The 20,922-nt window shown below is 73.5% G+C and carries 18 protein-coding genes; 9 read left to right on the top strand and 9 right to left on the bottom strand.

Annotated features, from left to right (window positions below):
- Positions 1-9: 9 nt before the first annotated feature.
- Together ABII15_RS34440 and ABII15_RS34435 are read left to right on the top strand one after the other, a co-directional pair.
- Entirely contained in the window at positions 10-1,062 is a 1,053-nt protein-coding gene (locus ABII15_RS34440) for a glycosyltransferase family 2 protein (protein ID WP_353946197.1), read from the top strand.
- Between the two features lie 48 nt (positions 1,063-1,110).
- On the top strand, positions 1,111-1,305 hold the full coding sequence (locus tag ABII15_RS34435; RefSeq protein WP_353946196.1) for a hypothetical protein: 195 nt from the start codon (positions 1,111-1,113) through the stop codon (positions 1,303-1,305).
- 5 nt (positions 1,306-1,310) lie between these two features.
- Here ABII15_RS34435 and ABII15_RS34430 read toward each other — a convergent pair whose 3' ends face one another.
- Together ABII15_RS34430 and ABII15_RS34425 are read right to left on the bottom strand one after the other, a co-directional pair.
- Positions 1,311-4,625: a S8 family serine peptidase gene (locus ABII15_RS34430; RefSeq protein ID WP_353946195.1), complete on the bottom strand. Its 3,315-nt coding sequence runs from the start codon at positions 4,623-4,625 to the stop codon at positions 1,311-1,313.
- Between the two features lie 125 nt (positions 4,626-4,750).
- A complete protein-coding gene (locus ABII15_RS34425) occupies positions 4,751-6,577 on the bottom strand; it encodes an RICIN domain-containing protein (protein WP_353946194.1) in 1,827 nt (608 codons plus the stop codon).
- Positions 6,578-6,776: 199 nt separating this feature from the next.
- Between ABII15_RS34425 and ABII15_RS34420 the strand changes: the two genes are divergently transcribed.
- Positions 6,777-8,057, top strand: coding sequence for an ROK family transcriptional regulator (locus ABII15_RS34420; protein ID WP_353946193.1), 1,281 nt, complete (start codon positions 6,777-6,779; stop codon positions 8,055-8,057).
- 9 nt (positions 8,058-8,066) lie between these two features.
- Here the strand turns inward: ABII15_RS34420 and ABII15_RS34415 are convergent, their stop codons facing one another.
- Together ABII15_RS34415 and ABII15_RS34410 are read right to left on the bottom strand one after the other, a co-directional pair.
- Complete coding sequence (locus tag ABII15_RS34415; RefSeq protein WP_353946192.1) at positions 8,067-9,032, bottom strand: helix-turn-helix transcriptional regulator; 966 nt, start codon at positions 9,030-9,032, stop codon at positions 8,067-8,069.
- 103 nt (positions 9,033-9,135) lie between these two features.
- Entirely contained in the window at positions 9,136-9,858 is a 723-nt protein-coding gene (locus ABII15_RS34410) for a GAF and ANTAR domain-containing protein (RefSeq protein ID WP_353946191.1), read from the bottom strand.
- Positions 9,859-10,123: 265 nt separating this feature from the next.
- On the opposite strand from ABII15_RS34410, the gene ABII15_RS34405 reads away from it, so the two are divergent.
- Together ABII15_RS34405 and ABII15_RS34400 are read left to right on the top strand one after the other, a co-directional pair.
- Positions 10,124-10,492: a hypothetical protein gene (locus ABII15_RS34405; protein WP_353946190.1), complete on the top strand. Its 369-nt coding sequence runs from the start codon at positions 10,124-10,126 to the stop codon at positions 10,490-10,492.
- A gap of 98 nt (positions 10,493-10,590) precedes the next feature.
- On the top strand, positions 10,591-11,388 hold the full coding sequence (locus tag ABII15_RS34400) for a YhjD/YihY/BrkB family envelope integrity protein (RefSeq protein WP_353946189.1): 798 nt from the start codon (positions 10,591-10,593) through the stop codon (positions 11,386-11,388).
- Here ABII15_RS34400 and ABII15_RS34395 read toward each other — a convergent pair.
- Positions 11,385-12,866, bottom strand: a complete 1,482-nt coding sequence (locus tag ABII15_RS34395) for a DUF2252 domain-containing protein (protein ID WP_353946188.1) — start codon at positions 12,864-12,866, stop codon at positions 11,385-11,387. The genes ABII15_RS34400 and ABII15_RS34395 overlap by 4 nt on opposite strands.
- 160 nt (positions 12,867-13,026) lie before the next feature.
- On the opposite strand from ABII15_RS34395, the gene ABII15_RS34390 reads away from it, so the two are divergent.
- Positions 13,027-14,340: a diacylglycerol kinase family protein gene (locus ABII15_RS34390; protein WP_353946187.1), complete on the top strand. Its 1,314-nt coding sequence runs from the start codon at positions 13,027-13,029 to the stop codon at positions 14,338-14,340.
- A 31-nt stretch (positions 14,341-14,371) separates the two neighbouring features.
- Here ABII15_RS34390 and ABII15_RS34385 read toward each other — a convergent pair whose 3' ends face one another.
- Positions 14,372-14,836, bottom strand: a complete 465-nt coding sequence (locus tag ABII15_RS34385; RefSeq protein ID WP_353946186.1) for a hypothetical protein — start codon at positions 14,834-14,836, stop codon at positions 14,372-14,374.
- A 155-nt stretch (positions 14,837-14,991) separates the two neighbouring features.
- On the opposite strand from ABII15_RS34385, the gene ABII15_RS34380 reads away from it, so the two are divergent.
- Together ABII15_RS34380 and ABII15_RS34375 are read left to right on the top strand one after the other, a co-directional pair.
- A complete protein-coding gene (locus ABII15_RS34380; protein WP_353946185.1) occupies positions 14,992-15,201 on the top strand; it encodes a hypothetical protein in 210 nt (69 codons plus the stop codon).
- Positions 15,202-15,326: 125 nt separating this feature from the next.
- Positions 15,327-15,776, top strand: a complete 450-nt coding sequence (locus ABII15_RS34375; RefSeq protein ID WP_353946184.1) for a LuxR C-terminal-related transcriptional regulator — start codon at positions 15,327-15,329, stop codon at positions 15,774-15,776.
- 24 nt (positions 15,777-15,800) lie between these two features.
- Here the strand turns inward: ABII15_RS34375 and ABII15_RS34370 are convergent, their stop codons facing one another.
- From ABII15_RS34370 to ABII15_RS34360, 3 genes are all read right to left on the bottom strand, one after another.
- On the bottom strand, positions 15,801-18,158 hold the full coding sequence (locus ABII15_RS34370; protein ID WP_353946183.1) for a LuxR C-terminal-related transcriptional regulator: 2,358 nt from the start codon (positions 18,156-18,158) through the stop codon (positions 15,801-15,803).
- Positions 18,159-18,309: 151 nt separating this feature from the next.
- Positions 18,310-18,795 carry a DUF1269 domain-containing protein gene (locus ABII15_RS34365; RefSeq protein ID WP_353946182.1) on the bottom strand — a complete coding sequence of 162 codons (486 nt, stop codon included), beginning with the start codon at positions 18,793-18,795 and terminating at the stop codon, positions 18,310-18,312.
- A complete protein-coding gene (locus tag ABII15_RS34360; RefSeq protein ID WP_353946181.1) occupies positions 18,795-19,349 on the bottom strand; it encodes a DUF1269 domain-containing protein in 555 nt (184 codons plus the stop codon). Before ABII15_RS34360 ends, ABII15_RS34365 begins: the two co-directional genes overlap by 1 nt.
- 133 nt (positions 19,350-19,482) lie before the next feature.
- Here ABII15_RS34360 and ABII15_RS34355 point away from each other — a divergent pair, with 133 nt between their 5' ends.
- Positions 19,483-20,907, top strand: a complete 1,425-nt coding sequence (locus ABII15_RS34355) for a hypothetical protein (protein ID WP_353946180.1) — start codon at positions 19,483-19,485, stop codon at positions 20,905-20,907.
- The last annotated feature ends 15 nt before the right edge of the window (positions 20,908-20,922 follow it).

The raw sequence follows: 20,922 nt of genomic DNA, 5'->3' as shown, positions 1-20,922 counted from the left end.
AGCTCCTCGATGACCCTCGTCGCACTCATCCCCGCACACAACGAACAGGACCGTATCGTCGCCACCCTCGCCGGTCTGTACCGGCAGACGGTGCGCCCGGACCGGATCGTCGTGGTCGCCGACAACTGCACGGACCACACCGCGCGGATCGCCGGCCACTGCGGCGCGGAGGTCTTCGTCCCCACCGCCAACGCGGACAAGAAGGCCGGCGCCCTCAACCAGGCCCTCGTCCCCCTGCTCGCGGATCTCGACGACGAGGCGCTGGTGCTGGTGCAGGACGCGGACACCGTCCTGAACCCCGGGTTCGTGGAGTGCGCGGTCGACGCCATGGCGGACGAGACGGTCGGCGCGGTCGGCGGTGTCTTCTACGGGGAGCCGGGCGGCGGTCTGCTGGGTCAGTTGCAGCGCATGGAGTACCAGCGCTACGCGCTGGAGATCCGCCGAAAGGACAACGAGGCCGTGGTGCTGACCGGCACCGGCAGCCTGTTCCGCGCGTCCGTGCTGCGCCAGGTGCGCGAGGCCCGACTCGACGGCGTCATCGGCGGCGGGGACAGCTACTACTCGCTGGCGTCGCTCACCGAGGACGACGAGATCACCAAGGCGGTCAAGACGCTCGGCCACCGCACGGTGTCCCCCGACGGCTGCTGGCTGGTCACGGAGGTGATGCCGTCGCTGGGCAAGCTGTGGCACCAGCGGCTGCGCTGGCAGCGCGGCGCCCTGGAGAATCTGCGCGACTACGGCTGGACGCCGGTCACGAGGAAGTACTTCTTCCAGCAGTTCATGCTCGGCGTCGGCGCCCTGGCGCTCGCCCTGTTCCTGCTGTTCGCGGCCTTGAACCTCACGCTGGTCGGCTGGGGCGGCTTCTCGCCCTTCTGGTCCGCGATCATGCTGATCTTCGTCGTGGAACGCACCCTGACCGTGCGCCGGCTGGGCCCGCGGGCCACGCTCCTGGCGCTGCCCCTCGTCCCGGAACTGCTCTACGACCTCTTCCGGCAGACCGTGTTCGTCCGCTCGCTGTTCGATCTGGCGCTGCGCCGCGAGGCCCGCTGGGTCGCCACGTGAGCGGCCCCCTCCCCCCTCCCCCCCTTTCCCTCTGAGGAGTTGACCACCATGTACGGAAATCCGGTCGGTGCAGGCATGATCGGTGGCGCCGGCACCGGCGCGCTCGCCATGACAGGGCTGAGCCCGCTCGCGCTGCTCGGACTCGTCGTCGGCGCATTCACCCTCATCGCCGCCGGCCTCGCCCTGCGCAGTCTCACCCCCGTCATCTCGGGCCGGGACCGTGGCCCCGGCCCGAACAGCTGACGGGATCAGCGTCCGAGGAACGCGTTGTACACCGTCACGGTGGACGTGTTCCCCTGCCGGTCCTCGACCTCGGCGCGCAGCGCGACCCCCTTGCCCTTCGCGGGGGCCGTCAGGGTCGTGCTGCCGTGCTTCACGGTCAGCTTCCGCCAGGTGGTGCCGTCGTCGTACGAGGCGTGCACCGTCAGGGATTTGAGGTCGTCCCCGGCGGCGGCACCCTGCACCTCCACCGGCATCGTCACCTTCTTGCCGGCCCGCGCCCGGGACTCCAGGTCCAGGTCGGGGTGGAAGCGGACGACGGAGGCGGGGATCGCCTTGTCACCCGCTGCCGAGCGGAAGCTCCAGCTCGCGTCGATCCGGGTGCCGACCCGCGCGACGTCCTCGGTGCGGGTCGCCGTGGTGCTCAGCGTGTAGTTCCCGTCCTCGGCGGGCACGCCGAACGACGCGTACTCGATGCTCTTGTCGTTGTCGACCAGCGTCTCGCCGTCGCGCACGAGCGTGGTGTGCGCTGACTTCACGGTCGTGAACCCGTCGTGCCCCTGCCCGTCGTCGAACATCCGCAGGAACGCGTAGAGCGTGTTGCCGTCGCGCACGATGCCGTCGTTCTCGTCCATCAGCGGCCCGAACACACCCGTGTTGAAGACCTCCTTGTAGGTGCGGCCCGCCCGGTAGGAGGCGAAGGAGACGCCGTAGTGGGAGTCCGTCGGCTGCCAGCCGTTGGGCAGCGGCGCGGCGAGCTGTTCCATGCCGAGGCTCCACTGGGCCGCGTCGGCGGTCGAGAGGTAGAGCGTCCGGCTGCTCGGCGCGGGGGCGACCCGGCCCGACGAGTAGCCCATGAGCGAGCCCCGCACGGTGCCGATGGGGCTCAGCCACGAGTCCTTGCCCGGCACGGGGGTGCCGAGGGAGGCCTTCACCTCGGCGAGGTCCCGCTTCTTCTCGTGGCGCGTGTAGCCGGTGGCGAGGCGCTGGACGGGCCCGCCGTGGACGAGCGAGTACTGCTTCGCGTCGCCGACGGCGAAGTCGGCGTCCCAGAGCTGCCGCAGGGAGCCGTCGGTGATCTCGGGGCCGAGGTGGGCGGTGCGCAGGTTCGCGTACGAGGGCAGCTGCCAGCCGAACTGGTAGTCCGCGGAGCCCTCCTTGAGCGCGTAGTACATGTACGCCTGCTGGGCCTTCGCCCTGGCGTCCGGCACGGTGATGTCGACCGGCTTCGCCGTACGGGCGTCGAGGGTGACCTGCTGGTCCTTGTCGACGGTCAGCCTGGGCTGGGCGATCCAGTCGGTGCCCTGTGCGGAGTCGGCGCGGTCCTTGAGGATCACGCCCTGCACGCTGTACTCGCCGACGGGCAGCCGTACGGTCGTGGAGTCGCTGTTCTCGTCGACGGCGTACTCGGTGCCCGCGGCGTCGCCGGTCAGCGCCTTGACGTAGGTCTGGAAGTGCGCGGCGGCCTTGCCGTCCCTGCCGATGTGGCGCAGGTCGACCGCGTACGAGGCGACTTCCCGCTCGACGGCGAAGGCGGTGCGCACGCTCTGGCCGTCGGCGGCCGCGACGACGGCTCCGGTGTACCGGCCGTCGGGCGCCTCGGTCCTGGTGTCGGCGCCGATGGTGACGTCGGCCGTCTTCCCGGCCGGCACGGTGACCTTCGCCGGGCTGAGCGTGAACATGCCCTCGGGGGCGGTCTTTCCGTCCGCCGATGTGCCGCTCGCGGTGAGGTCGAGGGTGACGTCGGAGGTGCCGGTGTTGCGGTAGGTCAGGGTGCGGGTGATCGGCTGGTCGTCGTCGTGCGGCCAGGCGGCCGTGCCGAAGTTCAGCGAGGTCTGCTCGGCGTACACGCCGGTCGTGATGGCGTGGTCGACCTGGATTCGGCCGGCGCCCTGCTCGAACGCGCCGAACCCGGTGTCCTTGGCGGAGGCGGTGAGCACGCCCTTGAGCTGCGCGGCCTTCCAGTCCGGGTGCTGCTGCTTCAACAGGGCGGCGGAGCCCGCGACATGGGGCGTCGCCATGGACGTGCCGGAGATGGTGACGTAGCCCTCGGGGTTCTCGCCGACCTCCTGGGCGATGGCGCTGCCCGGCGAGGAGGCGGCGGTGATGTCGACGCCCGGCGCCGTCACGTCCGGCTTGATCGCGCCGTCCCCGACGCGCGGGCCCCGGCTGGAGAAGTCGGCCGTCTTGTCGCCGCTGTCGACGGCGCCGACGGTGAGCGCGCTGTCCGCGGAGCCGGGGGTGTCGATGGTGCCCGCGCCGGGGCCCTCGTTGCCCGCGGCGACGGCGAAGAGGACGCCGTCGCTCTCGCTGTAGTGGTCGACGGTCGCTTCGAGCGGGTCGGTGTCGGGGGTGTCGGTGCCGCCCAGGCTCATGTTGACGATGTCGGCGCCCTGCGCGACGGACCAGTCGATGCCGGCGATGATGTCGGAGTCGGCGCCGCTGCCGGTGTCGTCGAGGACCTTCGCGGCGATGATGCTCGCGCCGGGCGCCACGCCCTTGTACTTGCCGCCCGACTTCGCGCCGGACCCGGCGATCGTGGAGGCGACGTGCGTGCCGTGGCCCTGGTGGTCGACGTCGTCGGGCGAGGTGGAGAAGTTCTTGGCGGCGACGACCTTGCCGGTCAGGTCGGGGTGGTCGGCGTAGACGCCGGTGTCGACGACGGCGACCTTCACGCCCTTGCCGTCGTAGCCAGCCTGCCAGGCCGCGGGCGCGCCGATCTGCGGGACGCTGACGTCGAGCTGGGCCTTGACGGGGGCGTCGAGCCAGACGTGGTCGACGCCCTGGGCCGCGGTGGTCCGCGTGACATCGTTGTCCGACCGCGTGAGGGACTTCCACAGGGCGGGCAGGTCGGCGGCCGAGGCGGTGAGGGCCTGGGCGTTGAGGGCCTTGAGGCCGTGGTGGACCGTGGCGCCGGTGTCCTGGATGTCGGCGCGGGCGGCGGCCGCGCCGCCCCGGTAGCCGACGATGACCTTGAGCCCGTTCTTGTACAGCTTCCGGGCGGCGGCGGTGTTCAGCTGGTCGATGTCGAAGAGCCGCTGGTCGAGGGTGCCGTCGGAGATCAGCCGCTGGGCGTCGAGGGGGACGACGAGGGACCGCTCGCCGTCGCTCTCGATGTGCACGGGTATGTTCGCGCGGCCCGCGGCCGGGGTGAAGCCGGTGACCTTGCCGTCCGTCACCTGGACGACGTCACCGGTGATCAGTTGGACGCGGGTCTGCGTGGGCCGCTTCCCGGCCGTCGCGGCGGGACCGGCGGTGGCCGGGACGGCGGCGGTCGCGGTCGCGGCGACGACCGCGGTGGCGGCCAGCGCGACGAGGCCGGGTCTTGTGACGAGTCTGCGCACGGGGTTCCTTCGGTGGGGGCAGGGGCGGGGGTGGTACTCGGCGCGCGCGGGGTGTCCGGCGCGCGTCCGGTTCGGAGGCGGGCGCGTCCGGGTGGGGACGCGCCCGCGGGTGCCGCTGGGCGGGGTCAGTGGCGGTGCGCCGAGGGCGCGGCGGTGAGGGTGAGGGTCTGTTCGGCGGCGGTGCGGCCGTCGCCGACGGCCCCGCCGGTGGTGTCCTTCCAGGCCCGTACGGGGGTGGTCTCGGCGGTCCTGTCCGGGTCGCCGGAGAGTCCGACGACGAGTCCGCTGTAGCGGTTGACCAGGCGGTGGGTTCCGGCCGGTGTTCCGTCCGCGTGGGTGGAGGGGATGACGAACCACTGCTGTCCGACGGTGGGGCCGCCGGCCGGCGCGTCGGTCACGGTGGGCCGGGCGCCCCAGGCGCGTCCGGCGTCGCCGGTGGCGTCGACGCCGAGGAGTTGTCCGGTGGCCGCGTTGGCGACGCGGTACGACCCGTCGCCGTTGGTGGTGAAGACCCACCGGCTCAGCGCCGGACTCCCCGTGCCGTCGGCGGAGGTGGTCCGGGTGCTGCCGGAGACCTGGGCGAGGAAGCGGCCGTCGCCGCTCGCGACGGTGTAGGTCCGGCCCGAGGTGACGGGGGCGGCCGGGGTGTCGGTGTCGATGACGGTCTCGTAGTACTCGCCGTCGGCGCCGTTCGAGCACTGGAAGGAGCAGTAGCTGCGGAACGTCTTCCCGACGACGGTCGAGCCGGTCCTGTTCACGGAGTCGAGCATCCAGCGGTACCAGGAACCGGTCCGGTAGTCGCCGGTGTCGCCGAGCAGCCGCCACTTCTGGGTGGCAAGGTCGTCCGTGGCGTAGAAGCGCTGCGGTTCGGTGGAGTCCTGCACGACGGCCTCGGGCTGGCCGATGTACAGGCCGAGATGGGCGTCGTAGGCGATGTTCATCGTCAACAGGTCCGACTTGGCAGGCAGTTCACCGGCCGCCTGCTGCTCGGCCACGGTCCCCGCGTTGTCCGGGTCGTAGTCGTGCCCGACGGCCGTGTACCCGGTGGGGTGGTCGGCGTCGACGGGCTCCATGGTGCTCTCCAGGCCGCCGAGTCCGGGCTGCGACCACGCGCCGTCGTACCACTTCCGCCAGGAGCCGGGCGCCATCTTCGCGGACATCGGGGCGCGGGCCACGTGGGCCAGGCTGCCGTCGGTCCAGCCGCCGGGGACGCCGCCCTTCGGGATCACACGGGAGTTGTAGTAGACGTAGAAGTAGCCGGAGGCGGTGTCCACGAACAGCCGGGGGTCGCCGTCGCCGTAGGAGTAGGTCTCGTGCGGGAACGCGGTGTCGTCGCCTCTGTCGGTGCTGTAGGGCGAGGTGAGGACGTGGCTCTTGATGTCCCACGTCCTGCCCCGGTCGGTCGAGACGGCGTAGTCGATCGCGTCGTAGTGCAGCCCGTCGTCGAACGGGCTCGGGGTGAACTCGTTGTGGACCAGGCCGTACCAGTCGCCCGAGTCGGGGTCGACCCACACGCCCATCAGGTCGCAGTAGTTCTTCCGCGCGTAGCTCGACGTGTCCGGGGCGAAGGTGGCCTCGCGGCCGGTGGGGCTGTTGTCGCAGCGCCAGGTGGTGTCGTCGTTGCGGTCGGCCGGGTTCGCCGGGTTCACGGCGTCGCTCAAGGCGGCGTCGCGGGTCGCCGAGTCGAAGTCCGCGCCCTGGTAGAAGGTCCATTCGCGGGGGTCGTCGGCGCCGTACAGGGCGTGGGCGGACTGGTAGTGGAACGTGCCGTCCTTGTCGATGTACGGGGCGGCGGGGCTGTCGTCCGGGTGGCTCCACCCGCCCTTGGCCCCGACGGAGACGGTGTAGGCGGGGTCGGCGGCGGACGCCGGTCCGGCGGTGACTGTGCCGAGCAGGATCGCGCTCGCGGCAACCAGCGCGCACACGGCCTTGGTTCTGGGACGAACGGACACAACTGCTCCTCTGACCGTGGGGGGTTGGCAGCGCGTTCACCACGTGGCGTGATTTAGTTCGACTAGAATCCGAACTAATGCAGGGGCTGTCAAGCGATCCGCGGGACCGCTTGGGGATCCCCTCAACCGGACGGCCCGACGGGCGACTTGTCATCATGGGACCGACGGCTCTCGCGGCGGACGCGGCCGACGAAGGGACATGGGTGAGCACGAAGTGACCGATCTCGGTACGGCGGCGCCGTCGCAGGCCGCGCCCGCGGACGCCTCCGGCACCCGGGACCGGGCCTCGATCCGGCGCACGAACCTCGGCGCCGTGCTGGGCCTGCTGCGCGACGGCGGCCCGCGCTCCCGCGCCCGGATAGCCGCCGACACCGGCCTGCCGAAGCCGACGGTGACGAGTCTCGTCGCGGAACTCGTCGGCCTCGGCCTGGTCAGCGAGGGGCCCGCGCGGCGGGAGGGTGCCGTGGGCCGGCCGGGCACGCTGGTGCGCCTGGACGGTGGCGGCCTCTGCGGTCTCGGCGTGGAGATCAGCACGAGCTACGTCCATGTGCTCGCCCTGGCGCTCGACGGCAGCCAGGTCTACGCGCACCGGGTGCCGCTCGCGGTCAAGGCCGAAGGGCCCGATGCCGTACTGGATCTGACGGCACGTCATATCGCTGACTGTCTCGCGGCCCTGGAGCGCGCGGGGAGGCGTCCGGTCGGTCTGACGCTCGCGGTGCCGGGGGTCGTCGACAGTGCGTCGGCCACCGTGAGCTTCGCCCCGGGCATCGGCTGGCGGGACGTGGCCGTGGCGGACGCGCTGCGCTCGCGCCTGCGGCGGGCCGGGGTGCCGACGCTGCCGCCGATCGCCCTGGAGAACGACGCCAAGCTGGCCGCGCTGGCCGAGTACGCGCAGGTCCGCGGCTCGGGCGTCCGCGACATGCTCTCGCTCACCGGGGAGCGCGGCATCGGGGCCGGCATCGTCAACGACGGGCGGCTGTTGCGCGGCGCCGACGGATTCGCGGGCGAGGTCGGCCACATGCCGCTCGATCCGGCCCGCAATCCGTGCGTCTGCGGGCGGCACGGCTGCTGGGAGACCATGGTGGGCCTCGACGCCATCCTGCGGCTCGCGGCACGCGGCAGCGATCCGCTGCACGATCCCGACATCGCCCTCGAACAGCGCCTGGCGGACCTGCGCCGCCGCGCCGAGGCGGGCGATCCGAGCACCGTGGCGGCCCTGGACCGGGTGGCGCACGACCTGGGCCTCGGCCTGGCGCTGCTCGCCGACGTCCTCAACCCCCGACTGGTCGTCCTGGGCGGCTACTTCACGTACATCGGCGATCTTCTCCTGGACCGGGTGCGCGACATGCTGCGTACGCGCGTGATGGCGCCCCTGGCGGGCAGCTGCGAAGTGCGCCTGTCGGCACTGGGGTTCGCGGCGGCGGCGCACGGCGGGGCTCATCTCGCGCTCGACGCCGTGTATCTGCGGCCCGTCCCCTAGGGCCTGCGGTCAGCCGTGCAGTGTGTCCCGGGGTGACTGGCCGTACGCGGCGCGGTAGGCGGCGGAGAAGCGGCTCGTGTGCAGGAAGCCCCACTGGGCGGCGATCCGGGTGACGGTGGCACCGGCGAACGGGTCGGCGGCCTTGAGCGCGCTGTGGGCGTGTGCGAGCCGTACGCGTCGCAGGTAGGCCATGGGCGTGGTGCCCAGGTGGCGGCGGAAGGCGTACTGGAGGGCGCGGGGCGTGACCTGGACGGCGTCGGCGATGTCCGCGAGGCCTATGTCGGTGTGCGCGTGCTCGTCGATGTAGGCCGTGGCGCGGACGGCCGTCGAGTGGGTGGCGTCCCGTGTGTCGGACAGGGACGGTTCATGGCCCGCCGCCGTGTTGGGGAAGACCTGGAGGACCGCGCCCGCCAGCAGATCGGCCAGGGGGCTGACGATCAGCGGGATCGCCTCGGTCCCGAGGTCGCAGACGCTGCGCGCGTAGGCGCGGACGCGGTCCCAGTGCGCGGCGTGCCGGCGGTCGACCGGGGTGAGGCCGGTGAACCGCAGCGGGCGGCCGCCTCGGGGGTCGGCGAGGGCCGCGGCCCGCGTGAGGAGCGCGCCGGGCAGGGTGATGGCGGACGCGTACAGGTCCACCGTGAATCCGTGGCAGGGCCGGTCCGGCACATGGCCGAGGAAGATGTCGCCCGCCGCGAAGGTGCCCTGCTGCCGTCCGAGGGTGCGCCGGGCCCGGCCGCCCACGACGCGTACGACGACCAGGTCGTCCCGGGGTTCCTTGGTGAAGGCGAGCGGGGCGGGCAGCACCATCTCGCGGTACGCGAAGTGCGGGGTGTCGAAGTGCCGGATGACGTACGCCCCGCCCCGGGGCACGTCCTGCGCGCTGAATCTGCGCCCGTAGGCCGCCTGCATCAGGCTCCGCGCCTCGTCCCCCGAGGGCGTCCGCGCCTCGGCCGGCTGCACAGGCTTGCCGCTCACCAGCTCGACCCCGATCCGGGTGCGCTCCGCTCACGCATGCCGTCGTACGGACATCTGGCCCCACACGGTAATCAACCGGCCGGAGGGGCGCAGGCATTCCGGCTCACAGCGCGTGGAGGTCCGCGCGCCCCTCGGTGATGTCGGCGGCGACCTCCACGATCTTCCTGCGGTGCGAACGGGCGTAGCCACGCAGAAGGGTGAAGGCCTCGTCGACGCTGACGTCCCGCCGGACGGACAGCATCCCCTTGGCCTGCTCGATGACGATCCGGCTGGTGAGCGCGTGCTCCAGCTGCGCCACCAGGGCGCGGTTGCGCTGCACTTCGCCCACCAGGGACAGCATGTCCGCGGCCACTCCGGTGACGGCGTGCGCCCGCAGCAGCGCCGGCTCGTCCAGGGACGGGCCCGGGCGGCCGTGCAGGATGAGCGCGCCGACCGTGGCGCCGCCGCCGGACAGGGGCAGCGCCGTGACGCGGGCGAGCCCGAGGGCGCGGGCCCGTGGCACCCAGCGGGGCCAGCGCACGCTGGCCGGGCGCCCGGTCACGTCGAGGTCGATGAGCGGACGGCCGGCGGTGCGCGCCTCGTAGCCGGGGCCTTCTCCCCAGGCGGCGGCGTCGGCCGTCAGCGCGCGCAGCTCCGTGCTGGTGCCCTCCGTGCGCACAGCCGCGCCGTCGGGCGGTGCGTAGTGCACCCCTGCCCCGTGGGTGCCGACGAGCCGGCGGACGCCCTCGACGAGCGTGGTCAGCACTCTGCCCACGTCGAGCGGCTCGGAGCTGGCCTCGTCCGTCAGACGCACGGCCAGCGCCGCCAGTTCCATGTCCGTCACCATCACGACTACCCCTCCAGCGCCTCCGCGGGCACGGACGCGACAACCGGTATCGAAGAACCCGAGGGGCCCTGCAGCTCCCCCTCCCCTATCATCCCGAGCGGCACTCCCCCACGCAGCCCGCAAAACGAACGGCGGGCCGGAGCGACCCCCCGCAACCGTCCGGAAAACGAAGCGCTTCCGTCCAAACCGCGGACGCGGTACTCGACTTGATTACTTACCAGTAAGTAAGATCGTCTGTCTGTCGCTGACGTCCCAGGAGGCTCCCTTGCGCCGCCCACCGTCCCACCAGCTCCTCGCCGGCCTGCTCGCCGGAGCGGGGGCCGCCCATTTCCTGCTGCCCAGGCCTTTCGACGCGATCGTGCCGCGCGCGCTGCCCGGCTCGCCGCGCACCTGGACCCGGGCCAGCGGCGCCGTGGAACTGGCGCTGGCGGCGGGCGTCGCACTGCCCGGGACCCGGGCCCGCGCCGCCACCGCCGCGGCCGCGTTCTTCGTCGCCGTCGTGCCCGCGAACATCAAGATGGCCGCCGACTGGAACGAGCGGCCCGCCCCGCTCAGGAACGCGGCGCGGGCCCGGGTACCGCTCCAGATCCCGCTGGTGCTCTGGGCCCGCAAGGTGGCGCGCGACGCGGCCTGACCGGCCCGCCCGTGTCGCCCGTGCCGGGTGGCGCGGAGCGGCGCCGCCCGGCGCACGGTGTCCGGCAGGAGCGTGCCCTGCCAGGAGAGGCCACCGTCATGGCGATCGCCGAAGCCGCCCGGCCGCTCGCGGCCCGCGTCGGGCGGCAGCTCGTCCGCGTCACCGTTCTCGACATGTCGACACGGCTCGCCGCCCAGGCGTTCCTCGCCGCGCTGCCGATGCTGATCGCCGTCGCCTCGCTCTGCCCGCCGCCCGTGCGGCACGAGATACGGCGGTCGCTGCACACGCTGATCGGCTCGAGCGGGCCCGTGGTGGCGGACACCGACGGGCTGACCCGCGGCTTCGACGGCTCGTTCGACAACTGGGGCGCCGCGGGCCTGCTGGTGGCCCTGCTGTCGGCCACCTCCTTCACCCGGGCCCTGCAACGGATGTGCGAGCGTGCCTGGGAGCTCCCCCGGTCCGGCGTGCGGTACGTGGCGTGGCGCTGGGCGCTGTGGCTCGCGGTGTGGATCGCGGTGCTGGTGCTCCAGGGGTCGCTGCACCGGGCGTTCGGCGCCGGGACCGTGCTCGGGGTGGCGCTCCAGGTGGTGGAGTCGGTTCTGATGTGGTGGTGGACGCAGCACCTGCTCCTCGCGGGGCGGGTGCCGTGGCTGCCGCTGCTGCCGGGCGCGGTGCTGGCCGGCGGCGGGGTGGTCGCCTTCTGCGTCGCCTCCGGGCTGTGGCTGCCGCGGGCGCTGCGGGTGAGCGAGGAGCGGTACGGGCCGCTCGGCTCGGTGTTCACCCTGCTGTCCTGGCTGATCGTGTTCTTCACCGTGGTGGTGGCCGGTGTGGCGATCGGGCGGGTGCTGGCCCAGGAGGAGTGGGTACGGAGGTGGACGGGCCCGGCCGATCCCTAATGCCCCGGGGCCCTGGAGCCCTTGGATTTCGCCGGTTTGCCGGTCCGGACCGGCTTGTCGGGCTCCTCCTTCTCGGCCCGTACCCGGCCGTCCTTCACCGCGGCCGTGAGCGCCGCGAAGTCGCGCTCGTTCTGGTCCGCGTACGCCTCCGCGAACCGGGCGACGGCCCGGTCGAAGGCGTCGGAGCGGCCCAGGTAGGCGGCGATCGCGATGCGGTCACCGGAGCGCGCGTGGGCGCGGGCCAGCGTGGTGCCGCAGGTGCGGCCGAAGAGGAGCATGACGTCCGGGCTCATCAGGTCGGCCTGCGGGATCGCCTTCCAGTCCCGCAACTGCCGGATGTAGAAGTCGCGTTGCCGTCCGTCGAAGCCCTCCGCCCGCTCCCAGCCGAGGAACATGTCCCCGGCGGCCTGCATGAGCCGCTGGCCCGCGACGACGCGCTCGCCCTGGTTGACGAGGTCCGACGCGCCGGCGCCCGGGGCGAGGACCGACGTCTGCGCCTCCTTCGCCTGGAGCAGCAGCGGGTCGCGGGCGTCCCGGCCGAGCAGCAGGATCACCCAGCAGCGGGTGCCGACACTGCCCACGCCGACGACCTTGCGCGCCATGTCGACGACCCGGTACTGGGCCAGCAGAGCCCGCCGGTCGGCGGGCAGCGACCGGGCGTAACGGGCGACGAGTCCGCGCAGCTGGTCCTCCAGGTGCTTGCGCTCCACGCCGGGCAGCAGCATGTCGAGCGGGGTGATCAGCGGCGGGTCGGGGACGATGCGCAGCTGGCCGTCGACCACCCGGGCCAGCTTGTCGAGCGCCTGGAGGTGGTCCCGGGTACGGGCCTTGGTGAGCGCGGCGGACATCCGGCGGCGGGCGCGCGGGTCGATACGGGCGGAGAGCCTCGCGTACAGCTCGTCGGCGTCGATCCGCGCGTACCAGACGTCGAGCGTGCGCAGGGCGGCGAACTCCGCCATCGCACGGCGGTAGGCGGCCACGGTGGCCCGCACCACGCGGCGGCGCTGTGCCGCGCCGAAGCCGTTGCCGCGCCCGGCGATGACCAGGCTGGCCGCGAGCCGTTTGACGTCCCACTCCCACGGGCCCGGCAGCGTCTCGTCGAAGTCGTTGATGTCGAACATCAGGCGCCGCTCCGGCGAGGCGAGCAGCCGGAAGTTCAACAGGTGCGCGTCACCGCACAGTTGGGCCCGCATTCCTGTGGTGGGGGTGGCCGCGAGGTCGGCCGCCATGAGGGCGGCGGCGCCGCGGAAGAAGCGGAACGGCGACTGCGTCATACGTCCGTAGCGCAGCGGCACCAGCTCGGGGAGCCGGTCGGCCGACTGCTGTTCGAGGACGTCGACCGGGTCGGGGCGGTCGGCGGGCGGCGCGAACTCGCCGTGCGCCGGGCGCGGGACGCGGGAGCGGGCGCTCCTGCCCCGGGCCGCCCGCTCGGCGGGAGTGGCCGGTCCGTGCGTGCTCGTCGTCTCGGTCGCGTCCATGGCAGTGCTCCCCTCGCGGCTCCCCGTCCGGCGGCCGCCGGTGACCATGACACTGGACCGGCCCGGGCCGCGGTGCGTCACCCCGGCGGTGTGAGGTCCGCCGCCGAGTCGCCTGCCGGGGGTGAGGAGCGGCGGGCCGCCGGGCCGCAGACTGTCCGCCATGGAACCGGAGATCCGAGGACTTCGGCGGCGGCGCCGGCTGGCCCGCCTCTGTCTGCTCGCCGCCGCGGCGGCGCTCGTGGTGCTCGGCGTGTTCGCCGGGCTGCGCACCTTCGCGCTGCTCGTGGTCGGGCTCGCGGGCGCGGTGCTCACGCTCGCGGCCGTGTGGTGGGTCCTCAGCCGCCGGGGGGTGCTGCGGTACCTCGCCGTGCTGCTCGCGCTCGCCGCGCCGGTCTGGGTGCTCGTGGCGTACGTGCGGGCCGGTCTGCTCTGGGTGGTGCTGGTGTCGGGCGCGCTGTGGCTGGCGGCCACGGGCGCCGGGCGGGCGGCGCTGACCGGGCGGGCGGCACCGGCCGCGCCGCGGGAGCGGCCCGCGCCGCAGGTCCGGCATCCCGTGCTCATCATGAATCCCCGCTCCGGAGGCGGGAAGGTGGAGCGGTTCCGGCTGCGCGAGCGGGCGGGCGAACTCGGTGCCGAGGTGGTGCTGCTGGACACGGACGGCGAGACGGACGTCGCGGCCCTGGCCCGCGGCTGCGCGGCGCGCGGCGCCGATCTGCTCGGCGTCGCCGGCGGTGACGGCACCCAGGCCCTGGTCGCCGAGGTCGCCGCCGACCTCGGTCTGCCGTTCCTCGTCGTTCCCGCGGGGACCCGCAACCACTTCGCCCTCGACCTCGGCCTGGACCGCGACGACCCGGCCACCGCCCTCGACGCGCTGCGCGACGGGGTCGAACTCCGGGTGGATCTGGGCCGGGCTGCCGGGCGGCCGTTCGTCAACAACGTCTCGTTCGGCGCGTACGCGGAGGTGGTGCAGAGCCCCGCCTACCGGGACGGCAAGACCCGTACGACGCTGGAGCTGCTGCCCGATCTGCTCGTGGGCCACCGCGGCGCCCGGCTGACCGCGCACGCGGGCGGGCACACCTTCGAGGATCCGCAGGCGCTGCTGGTCAGCAACAACCCGTACGGCGAGCGGGACATCGCCGGGCTCGGCCGGCGCCCCCGCGTCGACGGCGGCGTCCTCGGCTGTGTCGGCGTCCGCGTGACCAGCGCCGCCCAGGCCGCGGGGCTGCTGCGGCGCGGCCGGGCGACGGGGCTGACCCGGGCGCGCGCGACCACGGTGACCGTCGACGCCGACCGGCCGGAGCTGCCGGTCGGCCTCGACGGCGAGGCGGTGCGGCTGCCCGTGCCCGTGCGCTGCGAGATCCGGGCGGGCGCGCTCCGCGTGATGGTGCCTAGGAACCGGCCGGGCGGCTACCGGGAACGGCCGGCCCTCGACTGGCGCACGATCGCCGAACTGGGCCTGACCCGGCGGAGCTGACGGCTGTCGGGCGGCTGGGGCGACACACGCCCTAGGACCCGGCCTCGTAGACCTTGCGCGCCTCGCGGCGTCCGTACGCCGTCAGCGACCAGATCACCAGCACGTCGAGCACGATGATGATCGCCGACCACACCGGGTGGTACGGGGTGAAGAAGAAGTGCTCCAGCGCGCTCAGACCGGCGATGACGATACCGACCACGCGGGCCCAGGTGCGGCCCTTGAACAGGGCGAAGGCCGCGCCGAGCATCACCGCGCCGGTGATCATCTCGACCCAGCCGCGGCCGTTGGTGTCGAAGTCGAAGGCGTAGTCGTGCTGCGCCTGGTAGTAGTTGCTGCTCAGGACCTCGGAGAGCCCCGAGATCAGATGGAACCCGCCGAGGATGCCCAGGACGCAGGCGGCGAAGACGACTCCGCCGAGCGCCATCACACTGACGTGGGGCTCCTGCGGGGGTGTGCCGGAGCCCGGGGTGGGGCCCGATGAGATCTGCCCGGCCATGTCGCTTCCTCTTCTCGTCGCGGAGTACCGCTCCTCCTGGTCTCCGGAGCATCCCGCCCCGCGCGCCGGCCACCGTCACCCGCACGAGGTGATGCCGCCGCCCGCGCCGCCGCGACAATGGCCGAGGGCCGAGCCGTCGTACGGGAGGTGTCGGCATGGGCGACTTCGAGATCCGGGTGCGCGGCAGGATCGGTGACGCCTTCCGTTCGGCGTTCGGTGAACTGACCGTCGTGCTGCACCCGTCGGAGACGGTCCTGGTGGGTTCCGGACTCGACCAGGCCGCCCTCTACGGGATCCTCGACCGCATCCAGGCCCTCGGTCTGGAACTGCTGGAGGTGCGCCGGTTGCCGGACGCCTGTTCGTGAACCGTCCGTCCCTCGCGGCGCGGATCCCGGGCACGTCCGGCGAACAGACCGACAAGCCTCTTCCGTGACCGCGGCGACGCCCCTCACCGTGGAGGTGGTGCCCTCCACATGGGGAGGTGAGGGGCATGCCCGCAGTCCTGTACGACCGGCAGTCGAGATCCGGCACCGCGCCGGGCCCGACCCTGACGGCCTGCCTGGTGTGGGTCGCGGGCACGCTGGTCAGAGTCGCCGGCGCCGTGGCCGATCCACGCAGCGCCGTGGTCCTCGTCGACGAGGCGGCCGCCGTGCTGGCCGCGGTCCCGCGCGAGAACTCCCAGCGGCCGGGGGCGACGCCCGTCCAGCCGCTGACCGAACGCCAGTTGGCGGTGCTCGCACTGCTTCAGGAGGAGGAGGTGTCGCTGCGGCAGATCGCCGACCTGCTGTACGTGTCACACAACACGGTCAAGACCCATGTCCGCGCCGTGTACCGGAAGCTGGGCGCGAGTTCGCGGGCCGAGGCCGTTCGGTGCGGCCGTGAGCTGGGCCTCGTCGGGCCCGTACCGGGGTCTCGGGAGAGGGGGCCGGGCGGAGCGTGACCGACAGCGGCAGGTCCCTCGTGATCACAGGATCTGGAGTTCGCGTGCCCGCCGCACCGCGGCCGAGCGCCGCGTCACGGCGAGCTTGCGGTAGACGCTCTTGAGGTGCGTCTTGACCGTGTTCACCGAGAGATACAGCTCCGCGGCGATCTCCTCGGTGGTCATCATCTGGGCGAGACGGTTCAGCACATCGCGCTCGCGCGGGCTCAACTGCTCCGTGCGGGCGGGCCGTCCGCCCGCACGGTCCGGTACGGCCGCGCCGGGGGCGCGGCCGCCCCGGGCCGCCGCGTCGAGCACGAAGGCGCAGGCCGGGGTCAGGGTGCGCAGCACGGTCACCGGCAGCCGGGCGGCGCGGACCAGTCCGTCCAAGGCCTTCGGGCCGCAGCCGAAGGGGCCGCCGCGCTCCACCGCCGCGGCGACGCCCCCGGCGAGGGCCCGCAGCTCGGCGAGGAACACGTCCGGGGAGGTCCGCAGCACGGCGTCGGCGCGGGCGAGTTCGTGCCGGGCCCGGCCGGGCTCGCCGCGGGCCAGCTCGACCCAGGCGCGCACCAAGTGCAGGGCCGCCTGTGAGCGTTCGGCGGCGCACCAGCTGGGCAGCGGCGGCTGGGTGGCGTGGGCGGCGAGTTCGTCGGCGGCCCGGAACCGGCCGCGTACCGCCTCCAGGAGCGCGAGTTCGACGAGGCAGTCCCGGCGCAGCGCTCCGTTGCCCGCGGCGCCCGCCGCCTTCAGCGCGCCGGTGAGGGAGGTCTCCGCGGCCTTGAGGTGGCCGGCCCTGATCTCGTAGGCGCCGCGCACCGCGAGGGTGAGCGCGGGGATCTCGGGGTGCTGGGCGAGCGCGGCGTGCGGCAGCAGCGGCCCGATCTCCTCCACCTCCAGGGCGGCGGCGTACGCCTGCTCGGGGGCGCCGGCGCGCAGCCGTTCCATGCGGATCACGGCGTGCGCCAGCCGGCAGCGGGCCCGCCGGTCGGCCCGGTCCCGGTCGTCCTGTCCCTGGCCGTCGGGGTCGTCGCCGTCGCCCTCCGGGCCGTCGTGCGGGGGTTCGGCCAGGAGCCGCTGCGCGAGCGCGAGGTGGCGGCCGCACGCCTGGTCGTCGCCGCGGACCCGGGCGACCGCCGCGGCGAGCAGGACCGGCTCCGGCCGGACGCCGCTCCCCTCCTCCTGCGGGCCGCCGCGCGTGAGGCCGTCCGGCAGCGGGGACCTGGACAGGCCGAGAACCTGGCCGATCGCGAGGTGACGCACAATCAGTTCCGCCGCCAGGTCGCGATCGTCGGCGGCGAGCAGATGCCCGACGGCCTCGGCGAGCCGGCCGTGGGCGCCGAGCCAGGCCGCGGCGCGGCGGTGCAGTGGGACGACCAGGCCCGGTGTCTCGTGGCGCAGGCACATCCGCAGCACGTCGGCGAACATCTGGTGGCAGCGGTACCAGCCGTGGCCGAGCGGGTGCAGGAAGGAGTTCTCGCGGACGAGGTCGGCGAAGTGCCCGCCGATGTCGTCGCCGCAGAGCGCGCCGGCCAGTTCGGCGTTGACCCGGTCCAGGACGCTGGTGGTGAGCAGGAGGCGGCGCATCGCGGCCGGTTGCAGGTCGAGCACCTCTTCGACGAGGTAGCTGGCGACCGCCTCGTCGTCCCCGGCGAACCGGTCGACGAACCGCTCGGGTTCGCCGTGCCGCTCCAGCTTCTCCATGGACATCGCGGCGAGCCGGATGCCCGCGGCCCAGCCGTCGGTGCGCCGGCACAGCACGCTCACGGTCTGTTTGGGCACGTCGATGCCGTGCTGCGCGAGCAGGGCGGCGGTCTCCCGTTCGTCGAAGGCGAGGTCGGCGGTGCGCAGTTCGGTCAGGTCGCTGGCGAGCCGGTCGCGGCGCAGGTGCAGCGGCGGGTCACGGCGGGCCAGGACGACCAGGCGCAGCACGCCGGAGGTGTGCCGCAGCAGGCTGCTGACGCCGTCCGCGATCGGTGAGTTGGGTGCGGGCTGGAAGTCGTCGAGGAGCAGCACCACCGGTTCGGTGCGCCGGTTGAGTTCGGCGGCGAGCGCGGCGACGAGCAGCGGGCCCTCGCCGGTGGCGACGGCGTCCGGCACCAGGACGCCCGCGTCGCGCAGGGCCGAGGTGACCCGGGGCCAGAACACGGCGGGCTGTTCGGCACGGCCGTCGCAGGTCACCCAGGCCAGCGGGCCCGGGGGGCGCCGGGTGTGCGCCCACTCCAGGGCGAGGGCCGTCTTGCCCGCACCCACCGGTCCGACGACGACCGTCAGCCGGCCGCGTACCGCGCGGGCGAGCCGGTCAGTCAGCCGGGGACGCGCCACGATCCAGGCGGGCAGCGCGGGCGTCGTGCGGGATGCCTCGTGGTCGGCTCCCTCGCTGTCGGGGCAGAGCCGCTGGGACATCGGCGGCACCTCGCTCTCGGGAAGGCCTGCGGTGCGGCACAGGACAGTGTGGGCCCGCCCGGGCGGAACGGCGGCCCGGCGGACGCCATCTCACCCGGGTGAAGTTCCGGTGTGCGACGGCGTCCGGCCGGACTGCCCGACGACGGTGTGATCACGACCCTTGCAGGGCGCTGACCAGCTCCTCCTCTCGCTCCTTGGTGAGGGAGGTGCGGAGCACGCTGGGCTTGAAGGGGCGCAGCGCGTCGCGGACGCGGTCGGGCGTGGAGCGGCGGACGAGGGCGAAGACGGCCGCGTGGCCGGGTTCGAGGGTGGCCGCGATCTCCTTGACGAACGCGTCGTTGATGCCGATGTCGGTGAGCTTGCCGGCCACGGCGCCGGTGGCGGCCCCCACCGCCGCGCCGAACACGGGCATCAGGAAGAGCAGTCCGAACAGCGAGCCCCACAGGGCGCCGCCGGCCGCGCCGGCCGCCGTGGTGCTGTACGTCTGCTGCGTGTGGATCTTGCCGTCCATGGTGCGCCAGGCCAGGGCGGCGTCCTCCAGGTCGAGGAGCTCCTGGCGGGACAGCTCCTTGGACAGGCGGAGCACCGACTCCGCCTTCTCCTTGTCCGCGAATCCGAGCACGACGAGATCGGCCATCAGGGCCTCCTGGGGTGGTGTTTGGCCGTCCGGTTCCCGCCGCCGTTCGGGGCGACGGGGTCACCGAGCCGTTCTGCCGCCGCGGTGACCTGGACGGTGACGGGTTCGAGTGCCTCCTCGGTGAGGAAGCCTTCCGCGACGGGCACGCCGCCCGCGTCGCGGATCGCTGTGCGCAGGTACTTCGCCCAGACGTGCTCCAGGAGGACGAACGCCGCGGCCGTGCCCGGGTCGAGGGCGTCGGCCATCTCCCTGATCTCGCCCAGGCTCAGGCCGAAGGCGTTGCCCTCGGCGAGGCTCGGGTACTCCTTCTGGGCCGCCTTGACCTTCTCGCCGGAGATGCCCAGCAGCGCGGCGACGGTCTCCCCCATGCCCTCTGCCTGGAAGTCCATGGTGAACAGGTCGCCACCGGGTTCCTTGCTGACGAAGAGCATGTCGAGGACGCGGATCTGACCGTTCGCCTCAAGGATCGACAGCTCTTCCATGATCCGGCCCTCGAACTTGGCTTCCGGCCCGAACTCGACCGTCAGGAGCTGCACCGGTCCGATCCCGGCCATCGTGTCTCCCTTCCACGTAGCGGCCCCCGTCACGACCGTCATCACAGCGGCTGTGCGGGCAGTGCCGCGTCACCCGCCGCAGGTGAGGGAGGGGGCCCGGCGGGCCGCGACGGTGGGGCGCGGAGGTGACGCCATGTCCCAGGAGCAGGCTCCGGGCCCCGCCGAACCGGCCCGGGCGGCCGAGGCGGGCGAGGTGGAGCGGCTGCGCGCCGAGGTCGCCGAGCTGCGCGACCGGGTGGGGTCCGAGCGGCGGCGCCGGGCGCGGCTGCTGCTGGTGCGCAGGACCCTCGCGGCGGTACTGATCGCGCTGGTCGCCGTGGTGGGGGTGACGTCGGTGGTGGGGCTGTGGGGGGCGCGTACGGCGCTGAACACGGACCGCTGGGTGTCGGCCGTGGGCCCGCTGCCGCAGGATCCGGCGGTGAACAAGGCCGTGTCCGTCTATCTCACCGACCAGATCTTCGACCAGCTCGACGTGCGGAAGAAGCTGTCCGACGCGCTGCCGCCACGCGCGGCGTTCCTCGCGGGCCCGGTCTCGGGGGCCGTCCACGACTCCATGGGGCGGTCGGTGTCGAAGCTGCTGGCCACGGATCAGTTCCGGGCGCTGTGGGAGGGCGCCAACCGGCTGGCCCACGAGAAGATCGTCGCCGTCGCCGAAAAGCGCGACACGAACGTACGGGTGCAGGGCGACACGGTCACCCTGAACCTGCTGCCGATGGCCAACAACCTGCTCAACTCCCTGGAAGCACAGCTCCCTTCACTGTTCGGCAAGAAGCTGAACCTGCCGACGCTCACCTCGGGCGAACTGCCCCCGGGACTGCACGACCGCATCGAGAAGGCGCTGGGCGTGCGGCTCCCGGACGACTTCGCGCAGATCCGCCTCTACAACCGGCACGATCTGGGCCGGCTCCAGCAGACGGTCGTGGTGTGCAAGCGGGCACTGGTGGCGCTGCTCATCGCCGTGCCGGTGCTGCTCGCGCTCGCGCTGTGGGCCGCTCCGGACCGGCGCCGCACCCTCCTCCAGCTGGGCGTGTGGCTGGTGGTGACGGTGACCGCGCTGCACGCGGTGCTGCGCGTCGTGCGCGGGCAGCTGCTCGGGCAGGTGCCGCAGGGCGTCTACCGGGACGGGCTGCGCGCCGCGCTGTGGACGGTGTTCACGACGTTGCGCGACCTCGGCGACCTGCTGCTGTGGCTGGGGGCAGGTCTCGCGGTGCTCATGTATCTGATCGGTCCCGGACGGCTGCCGGTGGCGCTGCGCCGCCGCGCCGCTCAAGGGGTGCGCGCCGGCGGGCAGTTCGCGGCCCGGACCGGCACGCGGATCGGCACGGACCGGACGATGCGGACGTGGATCGCCCGGCACGCCGATGTGCTGCGGGTGGGCGGCGCGCTCGTCGCCGTCCTGGTCGTGCTGTTGCTGTCCACGTGGCCCGCGCTGTTCGTGGTCGGCGCGCTGCTGGCCGCGTACGAGATCGCGGTCACGCTGCTCGCCCGCGACGCCGGCTCACCCCCGGCAGGTGAGGCGGGCGGTGCGGGCCCCGCGAAGACTGGCGCATCCGGCTGACCGAGGCAGGGAGTA

Origin of the sequence: Streptomyces sp. HUAS MG91, from assembly GCF_040529335.1 — a bacterium.
In the GTDB taxonomy this organism is placed as follows: domain Bacteria; phylum Actinomycetota; class Actinomycetes; order Streptomycetales; family Streptomycetaceae; genus Streptomyces; species Streptomyces tabacisoli.
Note: the sequence above shows the minus strand (reverse complement) of the source record. Positions and strands in the feature narration are given on the sequence as shown.